General features: G+C 60.5%; 23 protein-coding genes. 7 read left to right on the forward strand and 16 right to left on the reverse strand.

The window, feature by feature from the left end; all coding sequences use genetic code 11:
• Nucleotides 1-22 precede the first annotated feature (22 nt).
• Complete coding sequence (locus PhaeoP97_RS09540) at nucleotides 23-1,345, reverse strand: PQQ-like beta-propeller repeat protein (protein WP_072504870.1); 1,323 nt, start codon at nucleotides 1,343-1,345, stop codon at nucleotides 23-25.
• Nucleotides 1,346-1,401: 56 nt separating this feature from the next.
• The gene (locus PhaeoP97_RS09545) at nucleotides 1,402-2,073 is read right to left on the reverse strand and encodes a hypothetical protein (RefSeq protein WP_072504871.1); all 672 of its coding nucleotides are present in this window, start codon (nucleotides 2,071-2,073) and stop codon (nucleotides 1,402-1,404) included.
• Between the two features lie 297 nt (nucleotides 2,074-2,370).
• Between PhaeoP97_RS09545 and PhaeoP97_RS09550 the strand changes: the two genes are divergently transcribed.
• The 3 genes from PhaeoP97_RS09550 to PhaeoP97_RS09560 all read left to right on the forward strand — a co-directional run bounded on the left by PhaeoP97_RS09550 (nucleotide 2,371) and on the right by PhaeoP97_RS09560 (nucleotide 7,966).
• Entirely contained in the window at nucleotides 2,371-3,666 is a 1,296-nt protein-coding gene (locus PhaeoP97_RS09550; RefSeq protein ID WP_072504872.1) for an efflux RND transporter periplasmic adaptor subunit, read from the forward strand.
• Entirely contained in the window at nucleotides 3,663-7,505 is a 3,843-nt protein-coding gene (locus PhaeoP97_RS09555) for an efflux RND transporter permease subunit (protein ID WP_072504873.1), read from the forward strand. Before PhaeoP97_RS09550 ends, PhaeoP97_RS09555 begins: the two co-directional genes overlap by 4 nt.
• Before the next feature lie 233 nt (nucleotides 7,506-7,738).
• Nucleotides 7,739-7,966: a hypothetical protein gene (locus tag PhaeoP97_RS09560; protein WP_072506393.1), complete on the forward strand. Its 228-nt coding sequence runs from the start codon at nucleotides 7,739-7,741 to the stop codon at nucleotides 7,964-7,966.
• 47 nt (nucleotides 7,967-8,013) lie between these two features.
• On the opposite strand, the gene PhaeoP97_RS09565 is transcribed toward PhaeoP97_RS09560, so the two are convergent.
• Complete coding sequence (locus tag PhaeoP97_RS09565; protein ID WP_072506394.1) at nucleotides 8,014-9,822, reverse strand: ABCB family ABC transporter ATP-binding protein/permease; 1,809 nt, start codon at nucleotides 9,820-9,822, stop codon at nucleotides 8,014-8,016.
• A gap of 148 nt (nucleotides 9,823-9,970) precedes the next feature.
• Entirely contained in the window at nucleotides 9,971-11,611 is a 1,641-nt protein-coding gene (locus PhaeoP97_RS09570; protein ID WP_072504874.1) for a LysM peptidoglycan-binding domain-containing protein, read from the reverse strand.
• Between the two features lie 164 nt (nucleotides 11,612-11,775).
• Here PhaeoP97_RS09570 and PhaeoP97_RS09575 point away from each other — a divergent pair, with 164 nt between their 5' ends.
• The gene (locus PhaeoP97_RS09575; protein WP_072506395.1) at nucleotides 11,776-12,318 is read left to right on the forward strand and encodes an LOG family protein; all 543 of its coding nucleotides are present in this window, start codon (nucleotides 11,776-11,778) and stop codon (nucleotides 12,316-12,318) included.
• 74 nt (nucleotides 12,319-12,392) lie between these two features.
• On the opposite strand, the gene PhaeoP97_RS09580 is transcribed toward PhaeoP97_RS09575, so the two are convergent.
• The 9 genes from PhaeoP97_RS09580 to PhaeoP97_RS09620 form a co-directional block, all read right to left on the reverse strand.
• Nucleotides 12,393-12,845, reverse strand: coding sequence for a host attachment family protein (locus PhaeoP97_RS09580; RefSeq protein WP_072504875.1), 453 nt, complete (start codon nucleotides 12,843-12,845; stop codon nucleotides 12,393-12,395).
• On the reverse strand, nucleotides 12,845-13,045 hold the full coding sequence (locus tag PhaeoP97_RS09585) for a hypothetical protein (protein WP_072504876.1): 201 nt from the start codon (nucleotides 13,043-13,045) through the stop codon (nucleotides 12,845-12,847). Before PhaeoP97_RS09585 ends, PhaeoP97_RS09580 begins: the two co-directional genes overlap by 1 nt.
• A 141-nt stretch (nucleotides 13,046-13,186) precedes the next feature.
• The gene (locus PhaeoP97_RS09590) at nucleotides 13,187-13,786 is read right to left on the reverse strand and encodes a superoxide dismutase (RefSeq protein WP_072504877.1); all 600 of its coding nucleotides are present in this window, start codon (nucleotides 13,784-13,786) and stop codon (nucleotides 13,187-13,189) included.
• Nucleotides 13,787-13,958: 172 nt separating this feature from the next.
• Nucleotides 13,959-14,384, reverse strand: a complete 426-nt coding sequence (locus tag PhaeoP97_RS09595; RefSeq protein WP_072504878.1) for a hypothetical protein — start codon at nucleotides 14,382-14,384, stop codon at nucleotides 13,959-13,961.
• 112 nt (nucleotides 14,385-14,496) lie between these two features.
• Nucleotides 14,497-14,970 carry a hypothetical protein gene (locus PhaeoP97_RS09600; protein ID WP_072504879.1) on the reverse strand — a complete coding sequence of 158 codons (474 nt, stop codon included), beginning with the start codon at nucleotides 14,968-14,970 and terminating at the stop codon, nucleotides 14,497-14,499.
• 180 nt (nucleotides 14,971-15,150) lie between these two features.
• A complete protein-coding gene (locus PhaeoP97_RS09605; protein WP_072504880.1) occupies nucleotides 15,151-15,723 on the reverse strand; it encodes a sarcosine oxidase subunit gamma in 573 nt (190 codons plus the stop codon).
• Nucleotides 15,716-18,748 carry a sarcosine oxidase subunit alpha family protein gene (locus tag PhaeoP97_RS09610; protein WP_072504881.1) on the reverse strand — a complete coding sequence of 1,011 codons (3,033 nt, stop codon included), beginning with the start codon at nucleotides 18,746-18,748 and terminating at the stop codon, nucleotides 15,716-15,718. Before PhaeoP97_RS09610 ends, PhaeoP97_RS09605 begins: the two co-directional genes overlap by 8 nt.
• A gap of 58 nt (nucleotides 18,749-18,806) precedes the next feature.
• Nucleotides 18,807-19,136, reverse strand: coding sequence for a sarcosine oxidase subunit delta (locus PhaeoP97_RS09615; protein WP_014874937.1), 330 nt, complete (start codon nucleotides 19,134-19,136; stop codon nucleotides 18,807-18,809).
• Nucleotides 19,137-19,221: 85 nt separating this feature from the next.
• Nucleotides 19,222-20,466 (reverse strand): sarcosine oxidase subunit beta family protein, encoded by a 1,245-nt coding sequence (locus PhaeoP97_RS09620; RefSeq protein WP_072504882.1) that lies wholly within the window; start codon nucleotides 20,464-20,466, stop codon nucleotides 19,222-19,224.
• Between the two features lie 233 nt (nucleotides 20,467-20,699).
• Between PhaeoP97_RS09620 and ccmI the strand changes: the two genes are divergently transcribed.
• The 3 genes from ccmI to PhaeoP97_RS09635 are packed head-to-tail and all read left to right on the forward strand — an operon-like array spanning nucleotide 20,700 to nucleotide 22,671.
• A complete protein-coding gene (ccmI, locus tag PhaeoP97_RS09625; RefSeq protein ID WP_072506396.1) occupies nucleotides 20,700-21,962 on the forward strand; it encodes a c-type cytochrome biogenesis protein CcmI in 1,263 nt (420 codons plus the stop codon).
• Nucleotides 21,959-22,432, forward strand: coding sequence for a Holliday junction resolvase RuvX (gene ruvX / locus PhaeoP97_RS09630; RefSeq protein WP_072504883.1), 474 nt, complete (start codon nucleotides 21,959-21,961; stop codon nucleotides 22,430-22,432). The genes ccmI and ruvX overlap by 4 nt, the downstream gene beginning before the upstream one ends.
• A gap of 5 nt (nucleotides 22,433-22,437) precedes the next feature.
• Complete coding sequence (locus tag PhaeoP97_RS09635; protein ID WP_072504884.1) at nucleotides 22,438-22,671, forward strand: DUF1289 domain-containing protein; 234 nt, start codon at nucleotides 22,438-22,440, stop codon at nucleotides 22,669-22,671.
• Between the two features lie 190 nt (nucleotides 22,672-22,861).
• On the opposite strand, the gene PhaeoP97_RS09640 is transcribed toward PhaeoP97_RS09635, so the two are convergent.
• The 3 genes from PhaeoP97_RS09640 to PhaeoP97_RS09650 are packed head-to-tail and all read right to left on the reverse strand — an operon-like array spanning nucleotide 22,862 to nucleotide 25,250.
• Nucleotides 22,862-23,527: an HNH endonuclease gene (locus PhaeoP97_RS09640; protein ID WP_072504885.1), complete on the reverse strand. Its 666-nt coding sequence runs from the start codon at nucleotides 23,525-23,527 to the stop codon at nucleotides 22,862-22,864.
• A gap of 39 nt (nucleotides 23,528-23,566) precedes the next feature.
• Complete coding sequence (locus tag PhaeoP97_RS09645; RefSeq protein WP_072504886.1) at nucleotides 23,567-24,358, reverse strand: hypothetical protein; 792 nt, start codon at nucleotides 24,356-24,358, stop codon at nucleotides 23,567-23,569.
• Nucleotides 24,359-24,383: 25 nt separating this feature from the next.
• Nucleotides 24,384-25,250 carry a sulfite exporter TauE/SafE family protein gene (locus PhaeoP97_RS09650; RefSeq protein WP_072504887.1) on the reverse strand — a complete coding sequence of 289 codons (867 nt, stop codon included), beginning with the start codon at nucleotides 25,248-25,250 and terminating at the stop codon, nucleotides 24,384-24,386.
• Nucleotides 25,251-25,352: the final 102 nt, after the last annotated feature.

A 25,352-nucleotide genomic window follows, 5' to 3' on the forward strand; every position in this document is an offset into this window, starting at 1 on the left:
CCTCTCCTAGCGCATCAAAGCGTTATCGGAAAGCGTGCAATTGCCCCTTGCTAGACACAACATAAAGCGTGCCCCCTGCAACCACGGGCGCGGTACTGGCACCACCGGGCACCTCAACTGTGCGGACAAGCGCACCGTTTTGTGGATTGTAGAACCGCAACAGACCGTCATTGGACGCCACAATCACCTGCCCGCCAGCAACCACCGGCCCATGGTGGGCGACAACAGCGCCACGCTTGCGCGGCTTGTCCTTCAGATACCCCGGCAGATCTGATGCCCAGATCGCCTCGCCGCTGTCGGCATCCAACCGCAGCAACTGACCCAGATCACTGATCAAAAACACGCTGCCAGCCACCGGCCAGACCGGATCCACTGCACCATGCGGCACGGTCCACAGACGATCGCCTGACCCGATGTCAAATGCCGCCGTACGGCCTGACTGATTGCCAACATACATGCGGTTGCCCGATACCACTGGCGATCCGGTCACATCGCCAATGCGCGAAATCGTGCGGCCAATCCGCTTGCCTGCAACCGAGGCGTTCCAGCGCCGCAGGCCGCCCTTGCGGAAGGTCGCGGTCAGATCACCCGATCCAAAGGCGAAGATCGCCAAATCCGAGGTAACCGCAGGTGCCGGTGCGCCCAGAATATTCGACGGGCTGGGCGTAGCTTGAACCTGCCAGGCAATACGGCCATCCTTGGCATGAACCGCCCAACCGGTATCATCTCCGGCCACCAGATAGACCAACCCATCGCGCACAGTTGGCTGACCCGAACCGGTTGCTTCCAGCTCCTGCCGCCAGATGGTTGCGCCGCTGGTGGCATTCAATGCCGTCAGAACGCCATAGCCGGACGAGACATAAAGCACGCCGCCCTCATAGGCCAGCCCGCCGCCGGTGGCCTGGCCGGAGCTATCGGTCGCAGGGATCAGCTCGCTCTGCCACTGCAAGGCTCCATTGGTGCCCACAGCCGAGACCTTGGCACCGCTGTCCAGCGTGTAGATACGACCATCGCCAATCACCGGGTTGGCGGTGATCCGTTGGCGGCGGCTGTCGCCGTCTCCGATAGAGGTGGACCAGATTGCATTGGGGGCGGCGGCCAGAGCCGGGTGGGTGGGGCGCAGCCCTTCGACCCCTGGCCCCTGTGGCCAGCTGGCATTGCTACGTGCCGCCGGCAGGGCAATGGCGCGGGATTCATTGGTCACCACAGTGACACTGTCATCCCGCAGATCCAGGCGCTCACCGCGCAGAATGACCTCAGGCTCGGTACAGGCGGACAGGATCAACGCCAGCGCGGTCCCCGTCAGAATGCCCCTTGCGCCCCAAAAGCTTGTTACTGCCGTCATCGCTCTGCCCCGTTACTGCACTTTTCTCCCTGCGCACGCTGGCGCAGATCTATTGGTTAGCCTTCTGGTGCCGCAGTCGGCTCCAGTGTTCCCCCAAGCGCCACAATCACTTGCGCGGCGCGGTCTTTCAAGTCCGAGGTGACCGCAGCCGACGCAATAATGTCGCGCAAACGGGTAATGGCAGCCTCGGTGTTGCCTTCCTCGATGTCAATCAGCGCCAGTTGTTCCTGCGCCAACAGCGCCAGCGGTGCACCGGGCTGGGCCAGGGCTTCGAACTGGATTCGACGCTCTGCGGCGGGCAGGCTATCCTGTTGCAGCCCCAGCGCCTTGAACGCGGCGATATGGCGATAGATCAACGGCATATCGCCATTGCTGCCAACCGCATTGAGGCGCTGCACAGCTGTCTCGGTGTTCCCGGCATCAGCCAGAGCGCCCGCCTGCAACAGCTTCAATATGGTATCGCCCCCCTCTGTCGCAGAGGTGATGGCGTCCAATGCTGTGGCACGGTCTGCACTGTCGTCACTGTCAAGCGCTGTGATCATCTGATCCCCCAGCGCCTGTGCGGCTGCGTCGGTCTGGGCGCGATTGTATTCACGCAGCGACGCACCGCCGACAATCACCACCACGGCCAAACCGCCAATCCAGCCATAGCGCTTGAGCAGCATGAACAGGCGATCACGGCGGACCTCTTCTGTCACCTCATCGATAAAGCTGTCGGTATCGCTCATGAAAATGTCCCTGGCAGATCCCGCAACCGCCCCCGCGCTCGCCGGAAAGTTTCCTGTGTTCCGCATCTCTTACAGTGCAACCGATGCCAAGCCAAGTGGCCCTGTTGTGCCCGATCCCGCACAAACCGCCCCAAAAAGACAAAAAATGTGAACTGAACTACAGAGTTTAGTATGGACAATGCCTATATGGCCCATATCACTTGGCGCAAGTTCGCCCAAACGTACCGATTGGTGGTATGACTATTTAGTGGCTCTATATGTCCCGCAGGGGACGACTGTGAATTAGGAAGGCCCCAGATGCGTGTAATTCCCTTGCTGACAGCTGCTGTTGTGACTGCTGGTCTCTATTATGCCGTGATTGAGCGTGACACGCTTTTGTCCTTTGCCCGCGGAGAGGACAGCACCGACACCACAGCCGCTGCCGCATCAGATGGGGCCACAGCCGAGGCAGCGACAGCCGCCGGTGACACCGCTGCCGCATCAACAGCGGCAACACCCACAACGACCGACGGAAACAACACGTCCGTCGGCGTGGTTGCCCTGCGCAGCAGCGCCCGTGGCATCGACAGCGCGGTTGTGCTGCGGGGCCAGACCCAGGCGATCCGCCAGGTTGAGGTGCGCGCTGAAACCACATCAACCGTGCTGTCCGAACCGCTGCGCAAGGGCGCGCAGGTCAAGGCCGGCGATCTTCTGTGCAAACTGGATCCCGGCACCCGCCCCTCGACCCTGCTAGAGGCCAAGGCCCGCCTGCGCGAGGCCAAGATCCGCATCCCCGAAGGGCAGGCCCGACTCGACGAGGCACGGGCGCGCCTGAAAGAGGCGCAGATAAATCTGACCGCCGCCGCGAAACTCTCCGAGGGCGGTTTTGCCTCTGAGACCCGTCTGGCAGCCGCACAGGCAGCAGAACGCTCTGCCGTGGCGGGCGTAGCGACGGCAGAAACCGGGCTGGAAACCGCAGGCGCCGGGATCGAAGCCGCCTCCGCTCAGGTCGCCGCGTCGGAAAAAGAACTGTCGCGGCTCGATATTCTTGCGCCTTTCGACGGGCTTTTGGAAAGCGACACCGCCGAGCTGGGCAGCCTGATGCAGCCCGGCAGTCTTTGTGCAACGGTGATCCAGCTGGAGACAATCAAGCTGGTCGGTTATGTGCCAGAGGCCGAAGTCAACCGCGTCACCATTGGTGCCATGGCCCGCGCCGAACTGGCAAACGGGCGCCTGACTGCGGGCAAGGTGACTTTTATCAGCCGCTCCGCAGACCCAACCACCCGCACCTTTGAGGTCGAAATCACTGTGCCCAACCCGGATCTGGCGATCCGCGACGGTCAGACCGCCGATATCGTGATCTCTGCCGAAGGCTCCAAGGCACATTACCTGCCGCAATCCTCGCTAACACTGAACAATGACGGCCAGCTGGGTGTGCGGGTTGTGAACACGGACCAAACCGTCGGGTTTTACCCTGTCAGCCTCTTGCGTGATGAGGCCAATGGCGTCTGGGTTGGCGGGCTGCCTGAGCAGGCAGATGTAATTGTTGTTGGACAGGATTTTGTTGTCGCAGGCGTCACCGTTGCGCCTACCTATCAAGAGGTTTCGCAATGACCGGTATTGTCAGCTGGGCCGCTGAACGGGCCCGTATGATTCTGGCGTTCATCGCCATTTCGCTGCTGGTTGGCGGCTTTGCCTATGCCAGCCTGCCCAAAGAGGGCGAGCCGGACATCGAAATCCCGGCGCTGTTCATCTCCGTCCCCTTCCCCGGCATCTCTGCCGAGGATGCCGAAACCCTGCTGGTCAAGGTGATGGAGACCGAGCTGGCCGACCTTGACGGGCTCGACAAGATGTCCGCCACCGCAGCTGAAGGTTATGGCGGTGTGGCGCTGGAGTTTGATTTCGGCTGGGACAAAACCGCGATCATGGCCGATGTGCGTGATGCGATGGATGCCGCTGAGGCGGAGTTCCCCGAGGGAGCCGAGAAGTATTCGATCAATGAAATCAACTTCTCCGAATTCCCGATCGTTATCGTCAACCTGACCGGCGCAGTCCCCGAACGGACAATGGCGCGGATTGCCAAGGATCTTCAGGACGACCTCGAAGCACTTGAGCCGGTGCTTGAGGCAGGGATCGCTGGCAACCGCGACGAAATGGTCGAGGTGCTGATCGATCCTCTGCGGCTGGAAGCATATAATGTGACAGCGCTTGAGCTGATCACGGTGGTGCAGAACAACAACCAGCTGATCGCGGCAGGTGAGGTAGAGAGCAATCAGGGCACCTTCTCGGTAAAGATCCCCTCGTCCTTTGACGAGGTGCGCGATATCTACGAACTGCCGATCAAAACCAATGGCGACCGCGTTGTCACGCTTGGCGAACTGGCCACCATCAACTTCACCTTTGAGGACCGCCGCGGTACCGCACGCTTTAACGGTGAGGACACGGTGGCCCTGCAAGTGGTCAAACGCAAAGGCTACAACCTGATCGACACCGTTGATGAGGTAAAAGAAGCCATTGCCACCGCCAAGACCAAATGGCCGCCAGAGCTGCAAGCCGCTGTTTCCGTTGGCACGTCGAACGACCAAAGCCGCGTTGTCGGTTCCATGGTCAGCCAGCTGGAAGGCTCGGTTCTGACGGCTGTCGCCCTGGTCATGATCGTGGTGCTGTCGGCCCTTGGCAGTCGCGCAGCGCTGCTGGTTGGCTTTGCGATCCCAACCTCTTTCCTGCTGTGCTTTGCCTTCCTCGCCGTGATGGGAATCAGCATCTCCAACATCGTCATGTTCGGCCTGATCCTTGCGGTGGGTATGCTGGTGGACGGGGCCATCGTCGTGGTGGAATATGCCGACAAGCGTATCAAGGACGGGGTTGGCCCGATGCACGCCTATGTCGAGGCGGCGCAGCGGATGTTCTGGCCGGTGGTTTCCTCCACCGCGACCACGCTCTGCGCCTTTTTGCCGATGCTGTTCTGGCCCGGTGTTCCGGGTGAATTCATGGGCATGCTGCCGGTGACACTGATTTTCGTCTTGTCGGCCTCGCTGGTGGTGGCGCTGATCTACCTGCCTGTCATGGGGGGCGTCACCGGCCGCATGAGCCGCCTGTTTGAAAATCTGTCGGACGGCCTGCGCGCCGTTGCCCCCTGGTGGCTGCGGGCCGCTCTGGTGCCTGTCACGCTTTGGGGCATGTTTGCCGGGGCGATGCAGATGCTCAATGGTGACTACCTCCTGCCCAATGACGTGCCGGACGTTGCCGCGTTGATCTTTGGCGCGGTGGTCTTCTCGCTTGCGGCCTTTGGCGCATCAGTGACACTCGGCGCGGCAAGCCTTCAACGGCCCCCCAAGGCCGTTGAAGCCGGACATCACCACACGCCTTTTGGCCATTTCATCAAGTTCATTGTTGGCAACCCGCTGATGCCAATTGTCACCATCGGCGCTGTCGGTTTCGCGATCATGACGGTCTTCACCTTGTTCGGTGAAAACAACTATGGCGTGGAATTTTTTGTCGAATCCGAACCAGAACAGGCCACCGCCTATGTCCGCGCACGGGGCAATACGTCCCTGATGGAAGAAAACGAGATGGTGCGGCTGACCGAACAGGTGGTGATGGCGCATCCGGCTGTGGTCAATGTCTTCTCCTTTGCGGGTGAAGGCGGGCTGAACACCGATGCCTCGGGCGCACAGACGCCGCCCGACACGATTGGTCAGGTCCAGTTTGAGATCATCCCCTGGGAGAATCGTCCTACCCAGACCGAAAGCTGGTTCAACGGCTGGTTCACTCGCGAGGTGACAGCGACCGATTTCGACGGCGACACCGTGATTGAGGAGATCAATACAGAGCTGGCAAAACTGCCCGGTTTCGAGGCTGAGATCCGCGCCCTGGCGCAGGGACCAGCTTCAGGCAAACCTGTTCATCTGCGCCTGAAGGGCGACAACTGGGACACGCTGACAGCCGCCACCGAACAGGCACGTGCCCGGTTTGAAGACACCCCCGGTCTTAATCTGATCGAGGACAGTCTGCCCCTGCCCGGCATCGACTGGCAGATTGATGTCGACGTTCAGAAGGCCGGCCGCTATGGCGCCGATGTGGCCACTGTGGGCGCGATGGTACAGCTGGTCACCCGTGGGATTCTGTTGGACACGATGCGGGTTGACAGCTCGGACGAGGAAATCGAAATCCGCGTCCGCCTGCCCGAAGAGGACCGCGTTCTGTCCACCCTTGATGTGCTGAAACTGCGCACCGAAGATGGTCTGGTACCGCTCTCGAACTTTGTCACCCGCCAGCCGGTGCCCAAACTGGACAAGATCAGCCGCGTCCAGCAGCAGCGTTATTATGACGTGAAGGCAGATATCGAACCGGGTATCTCCAAGGTTGTCGCCGCCAATGCCGACAGCGGTGAGGATGAGACGCTTGCCTATGTCAAAACCTTCGCCGACGGGGCTGACGCAAGCGGCAGCAACCTGACCAGTGCGACCAGCGCGCCTCTGCAGTTGCGCAGTTTGGCGACCGCCAGCACCCTTGACGCGGTTCAGGCAGGACTGGATGACGGGGCCCGCGTTGTGGCGCTGAACGCCAATGAACGGATTGCCAAGCTGACGGAATGGCTGGAAACTGATCCGCTGCCCAAGGACATCACCTGGGAATGGACCGGTGATCAGGAAGAACAGGCCGAATCCGGGGCCTTCCTGATGAAGGCCTTTGCGGGCGCATTGGCATTGATGTTTGTAATCCTGCTGGCGCAGTTCAACAGCTTCTACAACTCGATCCTTGTTCTGCTGGCGGTGGTTCTGTCCACCACTGGCGTGCTGATCGGCATGATGGTGATGCAACAGCCATTTTCAATCATCATGACCGGCACGGGTATCGTGGCGCTGGCCGGGATCGTGGTGAACAACAATATCGTTCTGATCGACACCTATCAGGAATACGCCCAGAAGATGCCGCGGATCGAGGCGATCATTCGCACCGCCGAGGCCCGCATTCGCCCGGTTCTTCTGACCACCATCACCACGATGGCAGGCCTTGCACCGATGATGTTCGGCCTCAGCCTCGACTTTATCAACGGTGGCTACTCCATCGACAGCCCGACTTCCTTGTGGTGGAAACAGCTGGCAACGGCAGTGGTCTTTGGTCTGGGCATCGCGACGGTTCTGACGCTCTTGGTCACCCCTTCGCTGTTGGCGATCCGGGTCTGGCTGTGGATCTATGTTGGCGCGCTTGGCCGCCTGCTCGCACGGCTCACCGGTGGGCGATCAAGCCGTATCGCACGCGACATGCGTCTGGCAACCAAGGCCCGCACCCTGCCCACAACCGAGATCCTGTGGGAACGTGAAGGCAAGTTGGACAACGCGGCTGACGCAGAGACGTCGGCGCCCGACGACACCGAAGCCAAGCCCGACGAGGTATGGGAGCGAGGTAAGGCGAAACCACCCTCCGCCCCGCTCCGCGCAGCAGAATAAATTGCCAACGCCCCGCCATGCGGGGCGTTGCGCGTTTTTGGGGACGTGTCTCAAACGTTGGGCACCCCAGGGCATGAACAGCGACCAATCCGCCATATCAGTAAATTTTAGTGGTAATGACAGGACAGCTGAGCCAGCCTGAAACAACCCAGCACCGCCCACTGCCACACTGAACCGCGACCTGTCATCAGCATGACGGACGCGGCCGCCGCCCAGCACAGAGGATGCACAATATGCCCAATTTCAATGATATGTTTGAACTGACCGTCGCCGATGTGGATTTAATCGAAACCGCCCTGCAACGCACCCAGGAGGCACTCGCAGACGAGACCCAGCTGACACAGGGCATCGCGGGTCACAGCCGCGAAGACACCCTGCGCCAAATCCATGACCTGCTGGGACGGCTGCACAATCAAAAGATTTTTTACAAACCCAAAGACGGGATCTACGTCAGCGGTTAGACGCGCAGACGTAGACCCCGTGACAGCGGGTATCCAGAGCGCAACTGCTACGCTGCATCCTGATCCGATTGCTGGCGTTGCCACAGATGCGCGTAACGCCCGTCCTTGGCCAGCAGCTCGTCATGCGTGCCGCGCTCAGCAATCTCGCCCTGTTCCAGCACAATGATCTGGTCCGCCTCCGCCACCGTGCTAAGTCGGTGCGCAATGGTGATCACCGTGCGCCCCTGCCCGGCCCGCGACAGGGCTTCCTTGATCTCCTGCTCGGTGTCACTGTCGAGCGCCGATGTTGCCTCATCCAGCAGCAGGATCGGCGGATTCTTCAGAAGGGTGCGGGCAATGCCCACCCGCTGCTTTTCACCGCCCGACAGCTTCAGTCCCCGTTCACCCACCTGCGTCTCATACCCCTCAGGCAGCCGCATGATGAAATCGTGGATCTGCGCATCGCGCGCCGCCTGTTCGACCTCGTCCTGCGTCGCCCCGTCCCGGCCATAGGCGATGTTGTAGCGGATGGTGTCGTTGAACAGCACCGTGTCCTGCGGCACCACACCAATGGCGGCGTGCAGGCTTTGTTGTGTGACATCACGCACATCCTGCCCGTCGATGCGCAGCGCGCCGCGCGTCACATCATAGAACCGGAACAACAAGCGGCCGATGGTGGATTTTCCCGACCCGGTTGACCCAACAATGGCCACCGTGTGCCCGGCTGCCACCTCAAAGCTGACGCCCTTGAGGATCTGGCGATCGCTGTCATAGCCGAATTCCACCGCATCCAGCCTGATGGCCCCGCCATTCACAGTCAGCTGTTTGGCATCCTGAGCGTCGGTCACATCCGGCGCCTGTTCGATCAGATCGAACATCTCGCCCATATCCACCAGGCTCTGGCGGATTTCACGGTATACAGTCCCTAGGAAGTTCAAAGGCACGGTGATCTGGATCATATAGGCGTTGACCATTACAAAATCGCCAACCGTCAGATTGCCCTGCTGCACGCCGATTGCCGCCATCACCATCACCGCAACCAGACCGCCGGTGATTACCAGGCTTTGGCCAAAGTTGAGGAATGCCAGTGAATAGGCCGTCTTCAGCGCCGCCTTGGCATAGGCGCGCATGGCCACATCATAGCGCGCGGCCTCGCGTTCTTCGGCGCCGAAATATTTAACGGTTTCATAGTTCAGCAGGCTATCGATCGCCTTTTGATTGGCGTCGGTGTCCTGCTTGTTCATCTCGCGACGCAGCTTCACCCGCCATTCGGTGATGGCAAAGGTGAACCAGACATAGAACCCGATGGTGACAACCACAACGACCAGATACCAGATGTCGAACATCACCGCGAGAATGATGGCGACCAGTGTCAGCTCCAGCACCAATGGGCCGATGGAGAACAGCAGGAAGCGCAGTAGGAACTCCACGCCCTTCACGCCGCGTTCGATAATGCGGCTCAGCCCGCCGGTCTTGCGGGTGATATGATAGCGCATCGACAGGCGATGGATATGCCGAAAGGTCTCCAGTGCCAGACGCCGCAGCGCCCGCTGGCCCACCGGGGCAAACACCGCATCGCGCAATTGCTGAAACCCATTGGTGAGGATCCGTGCCATGCCATAAGCCACGGTCAGACCAACCGCCCCCAGTGCCAGCGGCGGCACGCCCTCACCCGCCAGGCTGTCCACAGCGCCTTTGTACAGCATCGGTGTATAAACGGCGACCAGCTTGGCCAATATCAGCACCGCAAGTGCTGCCACCACGCGGTATTTGACCCAGTTCAGACCTTCAGGCCAGAGATAGGGGCCAACGCGGCGCAGGGTGCGCAGACCCGAGCGGCGCTCCTCGTGCGCGGTTGTCATATCCGTGTCAGTCATCACAGTTCCTTGTTGCAAGATCTCTGACATAGGCGGCACACGCCCGTTTGACCAGCGCGCCGCGCTACCTGGGCCTACCAACTGGGCCTGTTATCTGGCTGAGGGCCGCACATCAGGCGGCCCTGTCGCGTCGATCAGATGCAGCCTGCTATTGCACCGGCACCGCAAACACCTGACCGGGATAAATCAGATCCGGGTTGCGGATGGCCTCGCGGTTGGCATCAAACACCCGCACATACAGCAGCCCGTCGCCATAGCGTTCACGCGAAATCGCCCAAAGCGTATCGCCTTTTTGCACTGTCACAACCCGCACCAGCGGCGTCGCCCCGGTGGGCGATACATCCGGGCTGGCCGCAGCAATGTCGACAGCCGGTTGCAGCACCTCTGGTGCTTCACGTTTGAACGGAGTTTCCAGGCGGCTCAGCACCTTGCCCTCGGTATCCAGCGCATCCAGCCGCAGCGCATAGATGCCCGGTGCGACATCGGGCAGAATGCCCGACCAGCGCCCGTCGTCATCGACCGGCAGGTCGGCGATGGCGGAGTTGTCGAGATAGGCCCGCACAACAGCATCCGAACGCACCCGCCCGCTCAGCACCACAGCCCCTTCTGCATCATATGAGATGGTATCCAGCGCCACGGTATCCGGTGCCTCGGCCAATGTCGGCGTCGTCGGCTGTACCAGCTGCACGCCGCTGGCGTCCGCACGCAGCACTGCCACCCGATTTGGTGCCGCTTGGGCGTCATCAGGGACAGAAGCCGCCTCGGCGTCAGCTGTTACCGCAGTTTCTGGCTGAGCGGTGGTTGCAGGCTCTGATAGTTGGGCGACATCCTCGTCTGCGGTGACCTGCGCCACCCCTTCTGCGACATCCCCCGTCGACTGCACAGCCTCGGTTTCATCGCTGGTATCAACGCGGGCTATGACCTCAGCCGTGGCTCCCTCAGGCTGCTCGGGCGTCGTTACCTCGGCTGTGGGAGCCACCTCATCGCTGCGAATTTCGGGGGTTGGATCCGCATTCACGTCCGCCACCTCGGCCTCCGCCGCGCGCGTACCGGTCACTTTAGGCTCCGCGTCCGGCGTATCGGCCAATGCCACCTGAGACGCTGTCGGCTCCTCAGCCACGGCCACCTCTACCGGTGAAACAGGCGCTAGGATGAACTGCGCGTCAGAGGCCAGCACCGCGCCGTCCAGCGCCGCTTCAAGTGATATCACTTGCGGCTGGTCCGAGGGGGCAACGCTGGTAAACAGCACAAACGCACCATCCGGCGGCACCGTCAGCGTCTCAATCACTGTCCCGTCCAACATCAGCGACAGCACCGATCCGGGGGCCGCACGCCCGGCAACCATACCGCTGCCATCCATCTCAAACCGTGCCAAATCCATCTGCGGCGCGCTGAACCCCGCCACGTCTGTGGCCTCCTCTGCCGTCTCGGCAGCGGCCACATCATTTGTATCGGCAACCGCGTCCCCGGCTGCAGTCTCTGTCGGCGTCGCCTCAGCCGCGGGCTCTGCCACCGGCGTATCGACCTGATCAGCCTCTGCTAACGAGTCCTTTTCGTTACCCGTGTCGGCTGCGTCATTCGCCACCACAGGTGAGACCAGCTTGCGGTCTGACGAACTGCTGGGTGAGATCACCACTTGCTCCCCCTCCGCCGACCTGCTGCCTTGGGGATCCTCCTTTTCAGAACCGCCCCATTGTAGAAAAACCACGCCGCCAAGCACCGCAACCACCGCCGCAACGCCGCCGATGGTCGTTGTGGACAGCCCGCTTTTGCCCGTTACAATTGTCATTCCAATCCTTCCCTTTCGACCATCCCGGCCCCCAGACAGGGTCCAATACTGCCGATCCTGCGGGATGTGCCCCCCCGCTTGCTTGAGCCAAGCATTCAATGCGGCTATCAGGGTCCAAAGGACGACTTATTTCCCCGCCGAACACAACAAAAAAGGTGATCGCCATGCGTATTCATTCCGTCTGTGTGTATTGTGGATCGCGTGACGGCACCCGTCCCGCCTATGCCGCCGCCGCCGAGGCGCTTGGCACAGGCCTTGCCCGACAGGGCCAACGGCTGGTTTACGGCGCTGGCGATGTTGGTTTGATGGGCCGCGTGGCACGGGCAGCGCAGGCCGCAGATGGGCGAACGTTTGGCGTTATTCCTGAACATCTGGTCCGCCGCGAGGTCGCCAAGACCGATCTGAACACCTACGTGGTCACCGAAACCATGCATGAACGCAAAAAGGTCATGCTATACAACGCCGATGCCGTGGTGGTGTTACCGGGCGGCGCCGGCTCTCTGGACGAACTGTTCGAGGCGCTGACATGGCGGCAGCTGGAGCTGCACCAAAAGCCGATCCTGGTCCTGAATATCGACGGCTATTGGGATCCGCTCAAAGCTCTGGTGGATCACGTCGTCGCCGAAGGGTTTGCCGGTGACGAAACCTCCGCCGCCCTCACTTGGGTCACCAGCGTCGAAGATGCGCTGGCCATGCTGCGCGACTGATCAAGACGACCAGGACGCGGCGCATTCCTGCACCGCGTTTGCTGTAAATCCGTCTGACGCACGCCCCTGCCGGGTCAGCCTGCCAGCTCGTTCTGGACGATTTTCTCGATCTCATCCAGCGGGTGATTGGTCAGGGTCTTCGGGATCTCCGCCGTGACCAAGTCCTGCACCTCCTTGTGCAGCTTGCCGCGCAGATTGCCCAGCACCTGAGGTGAGGCCACCAGAACAATCGGCCCCAGCTTGCCCTTGTGGGCGCGCGCGTAAAGCAGATCGGCGATATCATCGGCGAAACGTTCCTTGGCCAGTTCATGCCAATCAGTATCATCCAGCGCAGATCGTTGCCCAGGACCGCCATCATGCATCCGACCGGGCCGGTTTGCAGATTGTTCAATGTCGGAGGGATTGTCCTGCTCTTCCTTGCGGCGCACCTCCAGATTTGGATCCTGCGCATCGGTGGTGTTCTGCAACAACAGGGCCTTTTCGCTATCGGTCACCAGGACAAATGTACCGTGATCAAGCTGTGCCATTACTGGTCCTCCTGCTCGTTGGATTTGGTCACGCGGGTGGCACCGGCTGGGCGTTCCACAACACGCTTTTCCTCGTCCTCGGTCGCGACCTCCCGGGCCAGTCGGCCACCGGTGCGGCCGCCGTGCGAAACGCTGCCTTCTGCCCCCAGGATCTCTTTGGTTTCCTGACGGCCATCCTTTGATCTGACGCGGTCTGCCATGTCGGTCCTCCGTGTGTTGTGGGTTCACTACCACAACACATAGGCGCCGAAATTGTTCCACAGGCCCACGTGATCCGCCATAAAAAAAAGGCCCCGTCCGATACCGGACGGAGCCTCAGATCAATCACTGATCTGTAGCTATCACATACGCGATGCAACGTTTTCCCAGTTGACCAGATTGTCGAGGAAGTTGGTCAGGTAGGCCGGGCGTTTATTGCGGAAGTCAATGTAGTAAGAGTGCTCCCACACGTCACACCCCAGCAGGGCGGTCTGACCAAAACAGACGGGGTTCACGCCGTTCTCAGTCTTGGTGACTTTCAGGCCACCATCGGTGTCCTTGACCAGCCAAGCCCAGCCAGAGCCGAACTGGCCAGCGCCTGCCGCCGAGAACTCTTCCTTGAACGTGCCAACAGAACCAAAGCTGTCGGTGATCGCCTTTTCCAGATCGCCTGGCATTTTGCTCTCACCCGGGCCCATCATTTCCCAGAACTGGTTGTGATTCCACAGCTGCGAGATGTTGTTGAAGATACCGCTTTGGGCGACAGCGTTTGCGTCGTAGGTCCCTTTGATGATCTCTTCCAAGGACTTGCCGTCCCACTCGGTGCCAGCAATCAACTTGTTGCCATTGTCCACATAGGCCTTGTGGTGCAGGTCGTGGTGGTATTCCAGCGTTTCGGCAGACATGCCTTTGGATGCCAGCGCATCATGGGCATAGGGAAGATCGGGAAGTTCAAAAGCCATCTGGGCCCCCTGTTTTATCTGTTGTGTTCCTAGGCAGATACATGCGGCTGGTGCCCCCGTTGGTCAAGACCAAGCCGGGGAAACACCTAAAAAATAGCTCAGGTTCTTATGTAAATCACGACCCGGACAATACTTTGACCGAGGCAGTGCAGGTAAGTTTGTCCTGACCTGCTTATTTGCGCAGCTTGATATTGCTGCGCTTGCAAGGGCCACTGCCAGAGGGGCGGTTGTCGTAGCCGTGTACGCGGGCTGTAATCGACAGCTTCATACGCGGCTCATCCATCGTCGCTGAATAGCTTGCCTTGGCAGAGCCACTACGTGCGTCGATATTGTTGACGGTCCACTTCAGCTTGAGCCGGTTTTTAGAACGTTGATCGTAGGGCACGATCATCGGTGTTTTCTGCACGCTGGCGATAATGCCGTCCATTACGCCCGTAACTTTCTCCTCATGATCCACAAAGACCAAAACACGCGGCGAGAGCCAGCCGTATTTCTCATACGAGGTGATCTCGCAGTCATAGGTGACAGGTGCTGCAACAACAGGTGCCGCGCCAAACAGACAAGTGATCGCCGCAGCGGCTTTGATCAGAGTTTTCATAAAGATACCTCACGTAAATTTTAAAGGCGTATTAGGAGTTTACAGGTGCAACTGCCAGTTGAGCAACCTGATGTCAACGATCGACCAAACTCGGCAACCCCGAAACAGTGAGCTAACCGGTAATCTGCTCACATCGACCGATGCCACGCGGAGAGTCGGGCTCCATTCCCGCAGAGATCACCTGCACGGAGATCTTCATATTCCGGGTGTTGAAAACCGCACGATAATGGGTTTCCACCGCGCCTGCGCTATTGCCGACAGACGAGTTGGAGATGGTCCAACTAACCCGGTAGGAACTCTCACTGAGGCGAAAGAAACCAGCCTTCAATGCGCGCCCGGCCAGAGCGCTGAGGTTGCCCAAATGCACGACCTCGGCGGACCATTCATTGTAAAAGCGCAGGCTGATCTGGGGCGGAATCCAACCACGTCCCGACAGCGATTTAATATCACAGACATACATACCGTCCAGTGCCCGTGTCTGCGCCTGAACCTGTGCCGACATCGACAGGCCAGCGCCCAAGGCAAGACCAAAAATAAGGCCGAGCGATCGTGCCACTGGTGAAAACAGGTCAGAGACCTTGGACATGCGAACTCCAAATCGTCTTGCGACAACTTAGCGAACCACGTTGCCCTAAATAAGTTTTCCGATTTGGTGACAACTACGAATCAACGTTGGAGAAAGACCAACAAAACCAAATAAAAAGTGCCCCCGGAAATCCAGGAACACTTTATAAGGGCATAAAACTCACTACAAGGCTAAATTGCCTTAACCAGTTAATGCACCTACCTTAGATTGTGGGTGCGCAGCTGTGGATAACAACTTGTACACATAGGCCGCTACGGATCTGAAACAAACGATGTGAAAATCGCCCGCCTCATCCAGCCAGAATGCGGCTGCGACCTGCGCCATACGGGTCCGGCGGAACTGGCTAGGTTTGAAGGCCTCAGCCGACATATCCACCGGGCAGATCTTTGCCAGAACCTCACGTGCCCCATCACCAGACAGGCGGAACATGCCACGTGCGTCCGAGACATTGGCCGCCAGCGCATGTTCGCCTTTCAGCGCCTCTGCCAGATCCGCCACCTTGGCGTCAACCTCGGCGTAGGGCACCAGCAACAGCAGCTCATCCGGGGACATCCACGCGACACCGCCCGCGTCGGACAGTGACACCTGACCGCCGGTTGGAACATCAGCCCCTGTGGCGGCCTTAACAGCCGCTTTCAGCGGGGCCGAGGCCAGATCGCCACGCAGGGTAATCATCCCCTGCAATCCGCTGTCCTCGACCTGTGCCAGACCGGAGAACTTCGCACCATTCATTGCGCTGACAGGATCAGACATTCTGCTTCTCCCCTTCCTTATCGTAAAAGACCTGATCGACGATCTTGGCCTTGTAGATTGTCCCGTCGGTGCCGGGGAATTCGATCACCTCGCCCATCCGTTTGGGACCATGCTTGACCAGACCCATGGCGATGCCACGGCCCAGATTCGACGAGTAATAGGTCGAGGTCACGCGCCCGATGGTGTTTTTCTGCCCATTGGCATTCACACCATTGCCCACTGCATAGGCGCCATCCGGCAGCACCGATCCATCGGTGGTTTCCAGACCCACCAGCTGCCAGCGGTCGGGATCGGCCATATGGCTGCGGGTATGCGCCCGCTTGCCGAGGAAGTCCTCTTTCTTCTTCGACAGCGCCCAGTTCAGGCCCAGATCCTGCGGAATAACGGTTCCGTCAGTCTCGTCCCCGATCATGATGAAGCCCTTTTCGGCCCGCAGGATGTGCAGACATTCGGTGCCATAGGGCATCACCCCGAATTCCTTGCCCGCTTCCATCAAGGCGGTCCAGAACGCCTGCCCGTCCGAGGCCGCAACCGCAATCTCATAGGACAGCTCACCCGAGAAGGAGATCCGGTAGGCCCGCGCCTTGAAGCCGCCGATCTCCCCGTCACGCCACTCCATGAAGGGCAGCGCCTCTTTGGAAAGATCCATGCCACCGCCCGCGTTTTCGTTCAGCTTTTCCAAAACCTTGCGGGCATTGGGGCCAACCACGGCGACCTGCGCCAGCTGTTCGGTGATATTGGCAACATAGACTTTCCAGTCCCACCATTCGGTCTGGAGCCACTCTTCCATATGACCATGGATCCGCTCGGCACCGCCGGTGGTTGTGTGGCAGAGCCAGGTATCGTCATCAATACGCGCAACCACGCCATCGTCGATCAAGAACCCGTTCTCCGAACACATCAGACCGTAACGGCATTTGCCAATCTTCAGCGTCGACATCATGTTGGTGTACATCATGTCGAGGAACTTGCCCGCATCAGGACCTTTCACGACGAGCTTGCCAAGGGTGGAGGCATCCAGCAGGCCGAGGTTCTCACGGGTGTTCTTCACCTCGCGGTTCACCGCGTCATGCAGGCTCTCGCCGGACCGCACGTAGGCGAAGGGACGGCGCCACTGGCCCACCGGCTCCCAATCCGCACCATTGCTGTCGTGCCAGTCGTGCATCGGTGTCTTGCGCAGCGGCTGGAAGATCTCGCCGCGGGCCTCACCGCCAATCGCCCCCATCGAAATCGGGTGATAGGGGGGACGGAAGGTGGTGGTGCCCACTTGCGGAATTTCAGACCCCAGTGCATCAGCAAGGATCGCCAAGCCGTTGATATTGGACAGCTTACCCTGATCGGTTGCCATGCCCAGCGTGGTATAACGCTTGGTGTGTTCGACGCTCTCGTAACCTTCGCGCGCCGCCAGCTGCACGTCCGACACTTTGACGTCGTTCTGATAATCCAGCCAGGTCTTCATGCGCAGTTTGATGTCGGCCTTGGCAGGCATAAGCCAGACCGGCTCCATTGCCGTCTCTGTCGGCGCGTCGCCAACGGGCGCGGTGCCCACCTTGACCTTGCGACCAGCAGCCTTCGCCGCCGCCTCGCCAGCGGCCTGCGCATCGCTCAACGCCTCTGCCAGACCGGCAGCGCCATTGGCAGCGCCGGCCGCAATGACAAAGCCCTCGCCATCCGCACCAAGTGGCGGACGGGAGGCATCGGGACGGAAGTTTGCATGGGTCTGATCCCAGATCAGCTTGCCGCCGCAATGGGACCACAGGTGCACAACCGGCGACCAGCCACCGGACATCGCGACCGCATCGGCCTCGACCTCTTCCTGCGCGCCGCCTTCACCGTTCTGGGCGCAGATCGCCACGGATGTGACGCGCTTGCCGCCCTTCACCTTGGCAATGGCCCGGCCACATTCAACGCGGATGCCCAGCTGACGGACCTCTTCCATCAGGGCGCCGCCGCCGCTGTCACGGGCATCCAGCACGCGCACCACCTCAACACCCGCAGCATGCAGGGCAATCGCGGTGCGATAGGCGTCGTCATTGTTGGTGGCGACAACGACCTTCTGGCCCGGGGTCACACCCCAGTTCACCGCATAGTCGCGCATCGACGCCGCCAGCATCACGCCCGGCACGTCATTGCCCGCAAAGGACAAAGGCCGTTCAATCGCGCCCGTCGCAGTCACAATCTGGCTCGCCCGGATCCGCCACAGACGGTGGCGCGGACCACCCTGCCCCGGCGCATGATCGGTCAGACGCTCATACCCCAGCGCGTAACCGTGGTCATACACACCCGCGCCCATGCAGCGGTCGCGCAGCAGCACATTGTCCATGCCCCGCAGCTCGGCGAGGGTTTTCTCGACCCAGGCCTCAGGCTCCATTCCGTCGATGGTGCCGCCGTCAACCGGCGCACGGCCGCCCCAATGGTTGTTCTGCTCCAGCAGCAGCACCTTGGCACCGGACATCGCCGCAGCCTTGGCCGCCTGCAAACCCGCAACACCGCCACCAATCACCAGCACATCGGCGAAATAGTAGAAATGCTCATAGGTGTCGGCGTCCTTCAGCTCCTTGTCCGGCGCTTTGCCCAGACCGGCAGAGTGGCGGATGATCGGCTCATAGACATGTTTCCACAAGGGACGCGGGTGGATGAACATCTTGTAATAGAAACCCGCAGGCAGGAACCGCGCCAGCGCGTTGTTGGCAACGCCGACGTCGAATTCAAGGCTCGGCCAGTGGTTCTGCGACTGCGCCGACAGGCCCGAGAACAGCTCGGTCGTGGTGGCGCGCTGATTGGGTTCAAACCGGTCGCCGGTGCCCAGCCCCACAAGCGCATTGGGCTCTTCCGGGCCGGCCGCAACCAAGCCGCGCGGGCGATGGTATTTGAACGAGCGGCCAACCATCATCTGGTCATTGGCCAACAGAGCAGACGCCAGCGTGTCGCCTGCATAGCCCTTCATCCGCTTGCCGTTGAAGGTGAACTCGATCGGTTTGGAGCGGTCGATCAACCGGCCATTTTTGGCAAGGCGCGTGCTCATGTGGCGGACCTTTCGCAAGAGAGGGCGACGAAAAGGGAGGTAACGTTCAGACAGGCGATCATTTCAGATCCCGCCATGTCCAACCGGGGCGCTTGGCCGTGACCGCATCCAGAATGTCCTGAGGCGGTTCATAGGTCTGCGCCGAATAGGTGCCAAACACCTCCAGCGTGGTGGTGCAGCGCGCGGCATGAAACCACTTGCCGCAGCCATTGGCGTGGCGCCAGCGTTCGAAATGCACACCCTTGGGGTTTTCGCGCATGAACAGATAGTCATGAAACTCGTCATCTGACGAACCGGGACCAAAACGCTTCAGATGCGCCTCGCCACCTGCGTGCAGTTCAGTTTCTTCGGCTTTGACGCCGCAATAGGGGCATTCAAGGATCAGCATTGTGCGGACCTCTCCAACTGGGGGCCAAGGATTTCAGATAATCCTTGGCAAAATTCTTCCAGGAATTTTGCGACGGTGCGCGGCATCAGTGAGCCACACCCGCTGCGACGCTCTCGTCGATGAATTTGCCTTCTTTGAAGCGCATCATCGAAAACTCTTCGGCCAGCGGTGAATGGCCTGTGGCCATCAGCTCCGCCATCGCCCAGCCGGAGCCCGGGATCGCCTTGAAGCCACCTGTGCCCCAGCCTGCGTTGACAAAGATATTGCCAACAGGCGTTTTGGAGATCAGCGGCGAACGGTCGCCGGTCACATCCACGATCCCGCCCCACTGGCGCAGCATCTTCAGACGGCTGACCATCGGAAAGGTCTCGTTGAGGGCGCGCACGGTTTCCTCGATATGATGGAAGGATCCGCGCTGGGTATAGTTGTTGAACCCGTCGGTGCCGCCGCCGATGACCATCTCACCTTTGTCGGACTGGGACATGTAGCCATGCACGGTATTGGCCATCACGACCACATCCATGCAGGGTTTGATCGGCTCAGACACCAGCGCCTGAAGCGCCACGCTTTCGACCGGCAGACGGAAGCCCGCCATTTCCGACAGATGCGAACAATTGCCCGCAACCACCATGCCCAGCTTGTCGCAGTCGATGGCACCTTTGGTGGTGTCGACGCCAACGACGCGGCCGTTTTCATTGCGCACGCCGGTGACTTCGCACTGCTGGATGATGTCCATACCCATGTTGGAACAGGCCCGCGCATAGCCCCAGGCCACCGCATCGTGGCGCGCGGTGCCGCCGCGTTCCTGCCAGAGCCCACCCAGAACCGGATACCGCGGCCCCTCAAGGTTGATGATCGGCACCAATTCTTTGACACGTTTGGGGTCGATCCACTCGGTCGGAACACCCTGCAACGCATTGGCATGGGCGGTCCGCTTATAGCCGCGCACCTCATGCTCGGTCTGCGCCAGCATGATCACGCCGCGCGGGCTGAACATCACGTTGTAGTTGATATCCTGACTCATCGTCTCATAGAGCGAGCGCGATTTCTCGTAGATCGCCGCAGACGGATCCTGAAGATAGTTCGAGCGGATGATGGTTGTGTTGCGTCCAGTATTACCGCCGCCCAGCCAGCCCTTTTCCAGCACCGCGACATTGGTGATGCCAAAGTTTTTGCCAAGGAAATAGGCTGTGGCCAGACCATGCCCCCCGGCTCCGACGATGACGACATCGTAATGGCGTTTCGGTTCCGGGGCGCGCCAGGCGCGTTCCCATCCGGTGTGGTAGCGCAGCGCCTCACGCGCGACAGCAAAGGCAGAATAACGTTTCATGGGCGAATCCGATGGTTCGAGACTGTTAACGGGTATGCACCAGAGACAGGGCTGGCTTACGCCGTTTATCGTCGCAATCATGCATGGTTGCGACATCCGCGCGCAAAGATATCACCGGCGTGACACGCCCTTTGCGCTCCCTGCGCCACCAGCAGGGACAGCGCGCCGCAGCCGTTTGGCCTTTTTTCTGGCTCCAGACCGCTATACATGGGTTTCAAACTGCGGGAGCCCCCATGACCTTCTGGATTGTTATCAGTCTCATCACGCTGGCCACGGCCTGCTTGCTATCGCTTGTGCTGCTGCGCGGACGCGACAGCGGCGAACCCGCCGCCGCCTATGACCTGCAGGTCTACCGGCAGCAATTGCGCGATGTCGACAAGGATCTGGCGCGCGGGGTTCTGCAAGAGGCAGATGCTGATCGCATCCGCACCGAAATCTCCCGCCGCATTCTGACCGCCGATGCCCAGGCACAGGCCGCCACCACCGGGCGTAGCCAGCCGCGTGCCCTTACAGGCGTGGTGGCAACCGCCCTCGCCGGACTGGTCTGCGGCGGCACCTATCTGCTTTATGCCAATCTCGGCGCGCCGGGATACAGCGACCTGGGCCTGCAACTGCGCATCGATGCCGCGGCAGAACGCGCCGCCAACCGGCCCTCGCAGGCCGCGGCCGAAGCCGACGCCCCAGAACGCCCCGACCGCGTGGTGGAGCCGGGCTATGCCACGCTGGTCGATCAGCTGCGCGACACCGCCAGCAAACGCGTTGATGACGCACAGGGTCAGGCGCTGCTGTCCCGGCACGAGGCGAACCTTGGCAATTTCGCCGCCGCCGCCAAGGCCAAGGCGAATTACATCCGCATTATGTCCGGCGATGTTGAGGCGCGCGATTTTGGCGAGCTGGCGGAATTGCAGATCATGGCCGCAGGCGGCTATGTCTCCCCCGAAGCGGAGGACGCCCTGCGCACCACGCTGACGCTGAACCGTTTTGATGGCGGCGCGCGCTACTACTGGGGCCTGATGATGGCGCAGATCGGCCGCCCGGATGTGGCCTATGAAGTCTGGAGCGAAACCCTCGCCATGGGCCCCGAAGACGCGCCATGGGTCACCGCGATCAGCGCTCAGATTGAAGACATCGCCTTTCGCGCTGGCGTGGACTACACGCCGATCACGCCGGGCAGCGTAGCGATCCCCGGTCAAAACCCCAATCCCGATGCTGACCTTGCAGGCCCGAGCGCTGATGATATCGCCGCCGCTGAGGAGATGAGCACCGAGGACCGCCAGCAGATGATCCGTGGTATGGTTGAGAGCCTCTCCGACCGCCTTGCCACCACCGGCGGCACGCCGCAGGAGTGGGCACGGCTGATCGGCGCCCTCGCCGTGCTGCAGGAAACAGCGCGCGCTCAGGCGATCTACAGCGAGGCGCAAGAGGTCTTTGCCGAGACACCCGAGGCGCTGGCCACCATTACCGCCGCCGCAGAAAATGCAGGACTGACCCAATGATCTACGATGATTTTGAGGCCTACGCCGCCGCGGTTCCAGGGTTCGCCCCAATCGCCGGGCTGGATTTCGGCGACAAGACCGTCGGTGTTGCCATTTCTGACCGATTGGGCACCGTCGCCACGCCGCTGGAAACCATCCGGCGCAAGAAATTCACCCTGGATGCCGCGCGCCTGTTTGAGATTGTCAAAGACCGTGAGGTTGGCGCGCTGCTGTTGGGCCTGCCCCGCAATATGGATGGCACCGAAGGCCCCCGCTGCCAGAAAACCCGTGCCTTCGCCCGCAATCTGGCCAAGCTGACAGAGCTGCCCATCGGATTCTGGGACGAGCGTTTGAGCACGGTTGCCGCCGAAAGGGCGCTATTGGAGGCGGATACGAGCAGAAAACGTCGCGCAGAAGTGATCGATCACGTCGCCGCTTCGTATATCCTACAGGGGGCGCTGGATCGGATGCGCCATATCAAGGCAGGATAAAGCAGATGAGCGACGAGGTCTGGAAACGTGACGAGGTGCAATCGCCCTGCATCCAAATCTGTGTCGTCCACCCGGAGGCGCGGATCTGCACCGGTTGTTACCGTTCCATCGACGAGATCACCCGCTGGTCAAAGATGAGCAACGATGAACGGGCGGAGCTGCTGGAGGCCCTGCCCGACCGCGCCAAGGACCTGACCAAGCGCCGCGGCGGCCGCAGCGCCCGCCTAAAACGCAGCTAACGCGGCGCGCGGCGGATGTTGCGCGGCAACGGACAGCTGGCTGAAGAGGCTCCGATTTCTGCAATCAGAGGCCGCGCACGCCATCGTAACCTTCTGATAATCATGCGGAATAACCCCTGACCCATTGTTTCGCACGCGAAACATTCGGGCAGGGCTGCTGACCTTTTTCAGTGCTGTACGTGACGTCTTCTCACCAATATCTCCGGGTTGACCCAAAATGTTCCTGCCGGTGACAATTGGGGCAGAGAGCAACCATATTCTCGATCGTATCAGTGCCGCCTTCGCTCAGCCATGTCTTATGATGGACCTCAAGAAACCAGTCTCCACTCTGTGTCTGAAAAGTCTTTCTTTTGCAGGCATCACAAACCCCGTTTGCCGCCTGCCTGACCCTGCGACTAAACTCAGAATTCCGTACAAAAACGGAACGGGTGACAGAGTTGACCTCAGCCTTTGCGCTTTTGGCAGCGGTAAAATCTGCAAGCGCATTGCGCTGCTCAAGCATCGACGGCGACCAGAACACCCGATGCGGATCGGCAAGCTCATCGACATTAAATCCGCGCATACCGAGCTGTCGCTGCCGTTTCTCATCAAAGCGGACAATATCGAATCCAAGCGATGAAAGCTCACTCTGATAGCGGTGTGAGGTAAAATCATTCGGATCGATAATCCTATCCACAAAACGTAGAGCCATACGCACAACCGGCTTCAGATCCCACAATTCAAACGCAATTGGGCAACGAATGAAGGTATTCATTGACGGCGTATAAGTAACACCGCCCAGATCCCGAGATTTGAAACGCTCCAGCGCCTGTTGGATATGTCGTCGCCCAACGCCGTATTCCCGCAGTGAGGTCATCCAGTTCCCCTATTGGTATGCCGCTTGCGCAACAGCTGCCTAACGCTCCGCCAGCCACTCATTGGTCCAATCCGCCATCTCAGGTCGGAAATAGGCGATCATACGGCCCTCTTCCGGTGCGCTGGCACCCTCTGCCCAAGGCGCAACACCGTGCAGACAAAGACGGTGCATCAGATAGGCCTCCCCCGGTTTTGCTGACACCATGACACGCGGACAGGTTTCAAACACCTGCTTGCGGGCGGCCGTATAAGCGTCGGTCACATCAACCTCGCCCCATTGCTCCGATGGGATGCCGTCAAACGCTGCTGCAAAGGCACGGCGCATGATCACATGGCTGCCCTCCCAGATCACCAATGGGGAGGCATCCGCGCTGCTGTCATTCAGCGGCAGGCCAAGCACCCAGGCATGCGGTTCTTCCACCTTGCGGCGACGGGCATCGCCGAACATCTTCACCCCGTCCACATGCGCCGCATCCCGTTTGATCCGGTAGCGCAGCGCTGCCTCCCCCTCACCGGGGCGCGGTCGTGGATAGCCCGGAAAGACCGAGGACACCTGCCCGCGATGCAGATCTGGCAGACCGCCCAGATGCGCCGTGATAAAATCAAGCGCGGGGCCCGCCAGCTCCGGCCCACCGGGCAGCTGCCCACGCGTATCATTGGGCAGCGCATCCACACCAATGAACCACGTCCCCTCACATTGCAGCCAGTCAGCATTCGCCGGATCCGCTAACGCCTGAACGCCTACCTTATGGGCATGTCGCGCCCAGTCTAGCGTGCCCGCATCCGCCGGAAAATCACACCAACCCTTTGTTAAGAACCGCTGCCAATCCATTGTAAAACCTTAGCAAAGACAAAAATCAAAAGCCGAGCGACTTGCGCAGCATATTCAGCGCCACCAGGATCAGGAACACCGCAAACACCCGCTTCAGCGGTTTCGGGTCCATCGCATGGGCCAGCTTGACCCCCCAGGGGGCAGTGATCAGCGTCATCGCAATCACCACCACAAAAGCAACCAGATTGACCGCCCCAACAGTGAGCGGCGGACGCACCGACGGATCAACAGGAAGGAACAGAAACCCAATCACCGACGGAACCGCGATGATCACCCCAAAGCCCGCCGCCGTCGCCACCGCGCGATGAATGGGGGTTGCATGCAGGCTCATCAGCGGCACGCCAAAACTGCCGCCGCCAATGCCCATCAGTACCGACAGAAACCCCACCATGGGCGACAGGATCATGCGGCGTGCACCCTTTGGCATCTCCTGCCCCAGCCGCCAGTCCGCGCGCCCAATAGCCATATAAAGCCCGATCACCAGCGCCAGCACACCAAACAGCGCCTGCAATGTGGTCGAGCGCAGAGAGGACGCCACCGTGACGCCGATGATGGCGCCAATGGCAATGCCCGGCCCCCAGCCGCGCAGGATGTCCCAATCCACTGCACCCTTTTTATTGTGGCTCATCACCGAGCGCAGAGAGGTCACGATAATCGTCGCCAGAGAGGTCGCCAGACACATCTGCATCAGCTGATCACCGCCATATCCCAGCGTCTGAAATACATAGAAAAACGCAGGCACCAGAACAATACCGCCGCCAACCCCCAGCAGGCCCGCCAGAACACCGGCCACCGCGCCTGTCACGATCAGCAAACCGCCCATTTGCGCCAGTACGGCAGGCTCCGGCAGCAGGGCGGCAGTGGTCACAAGACTGGTGGTCAGGGCTGACATCGGCGGCTCTCCTTATTGGCGGTCGGCATTCCGGCCCGACATGGCTCCATCGTGGATGACGGTGCGGGGCGCAAGTCCGATCTCTCCCCTACAGGGTGAGCG

The sequence above is a fragment of the Phaeobacter porticola genome (genome assembly GCF_001888185.1).
Lineage (GTDB): Bacteria > Pseudomonadota > Alphaproteobacteria > Rhodobacterales > Rhodobacteraceae > Phaeobacter > Phaeobacter porticola.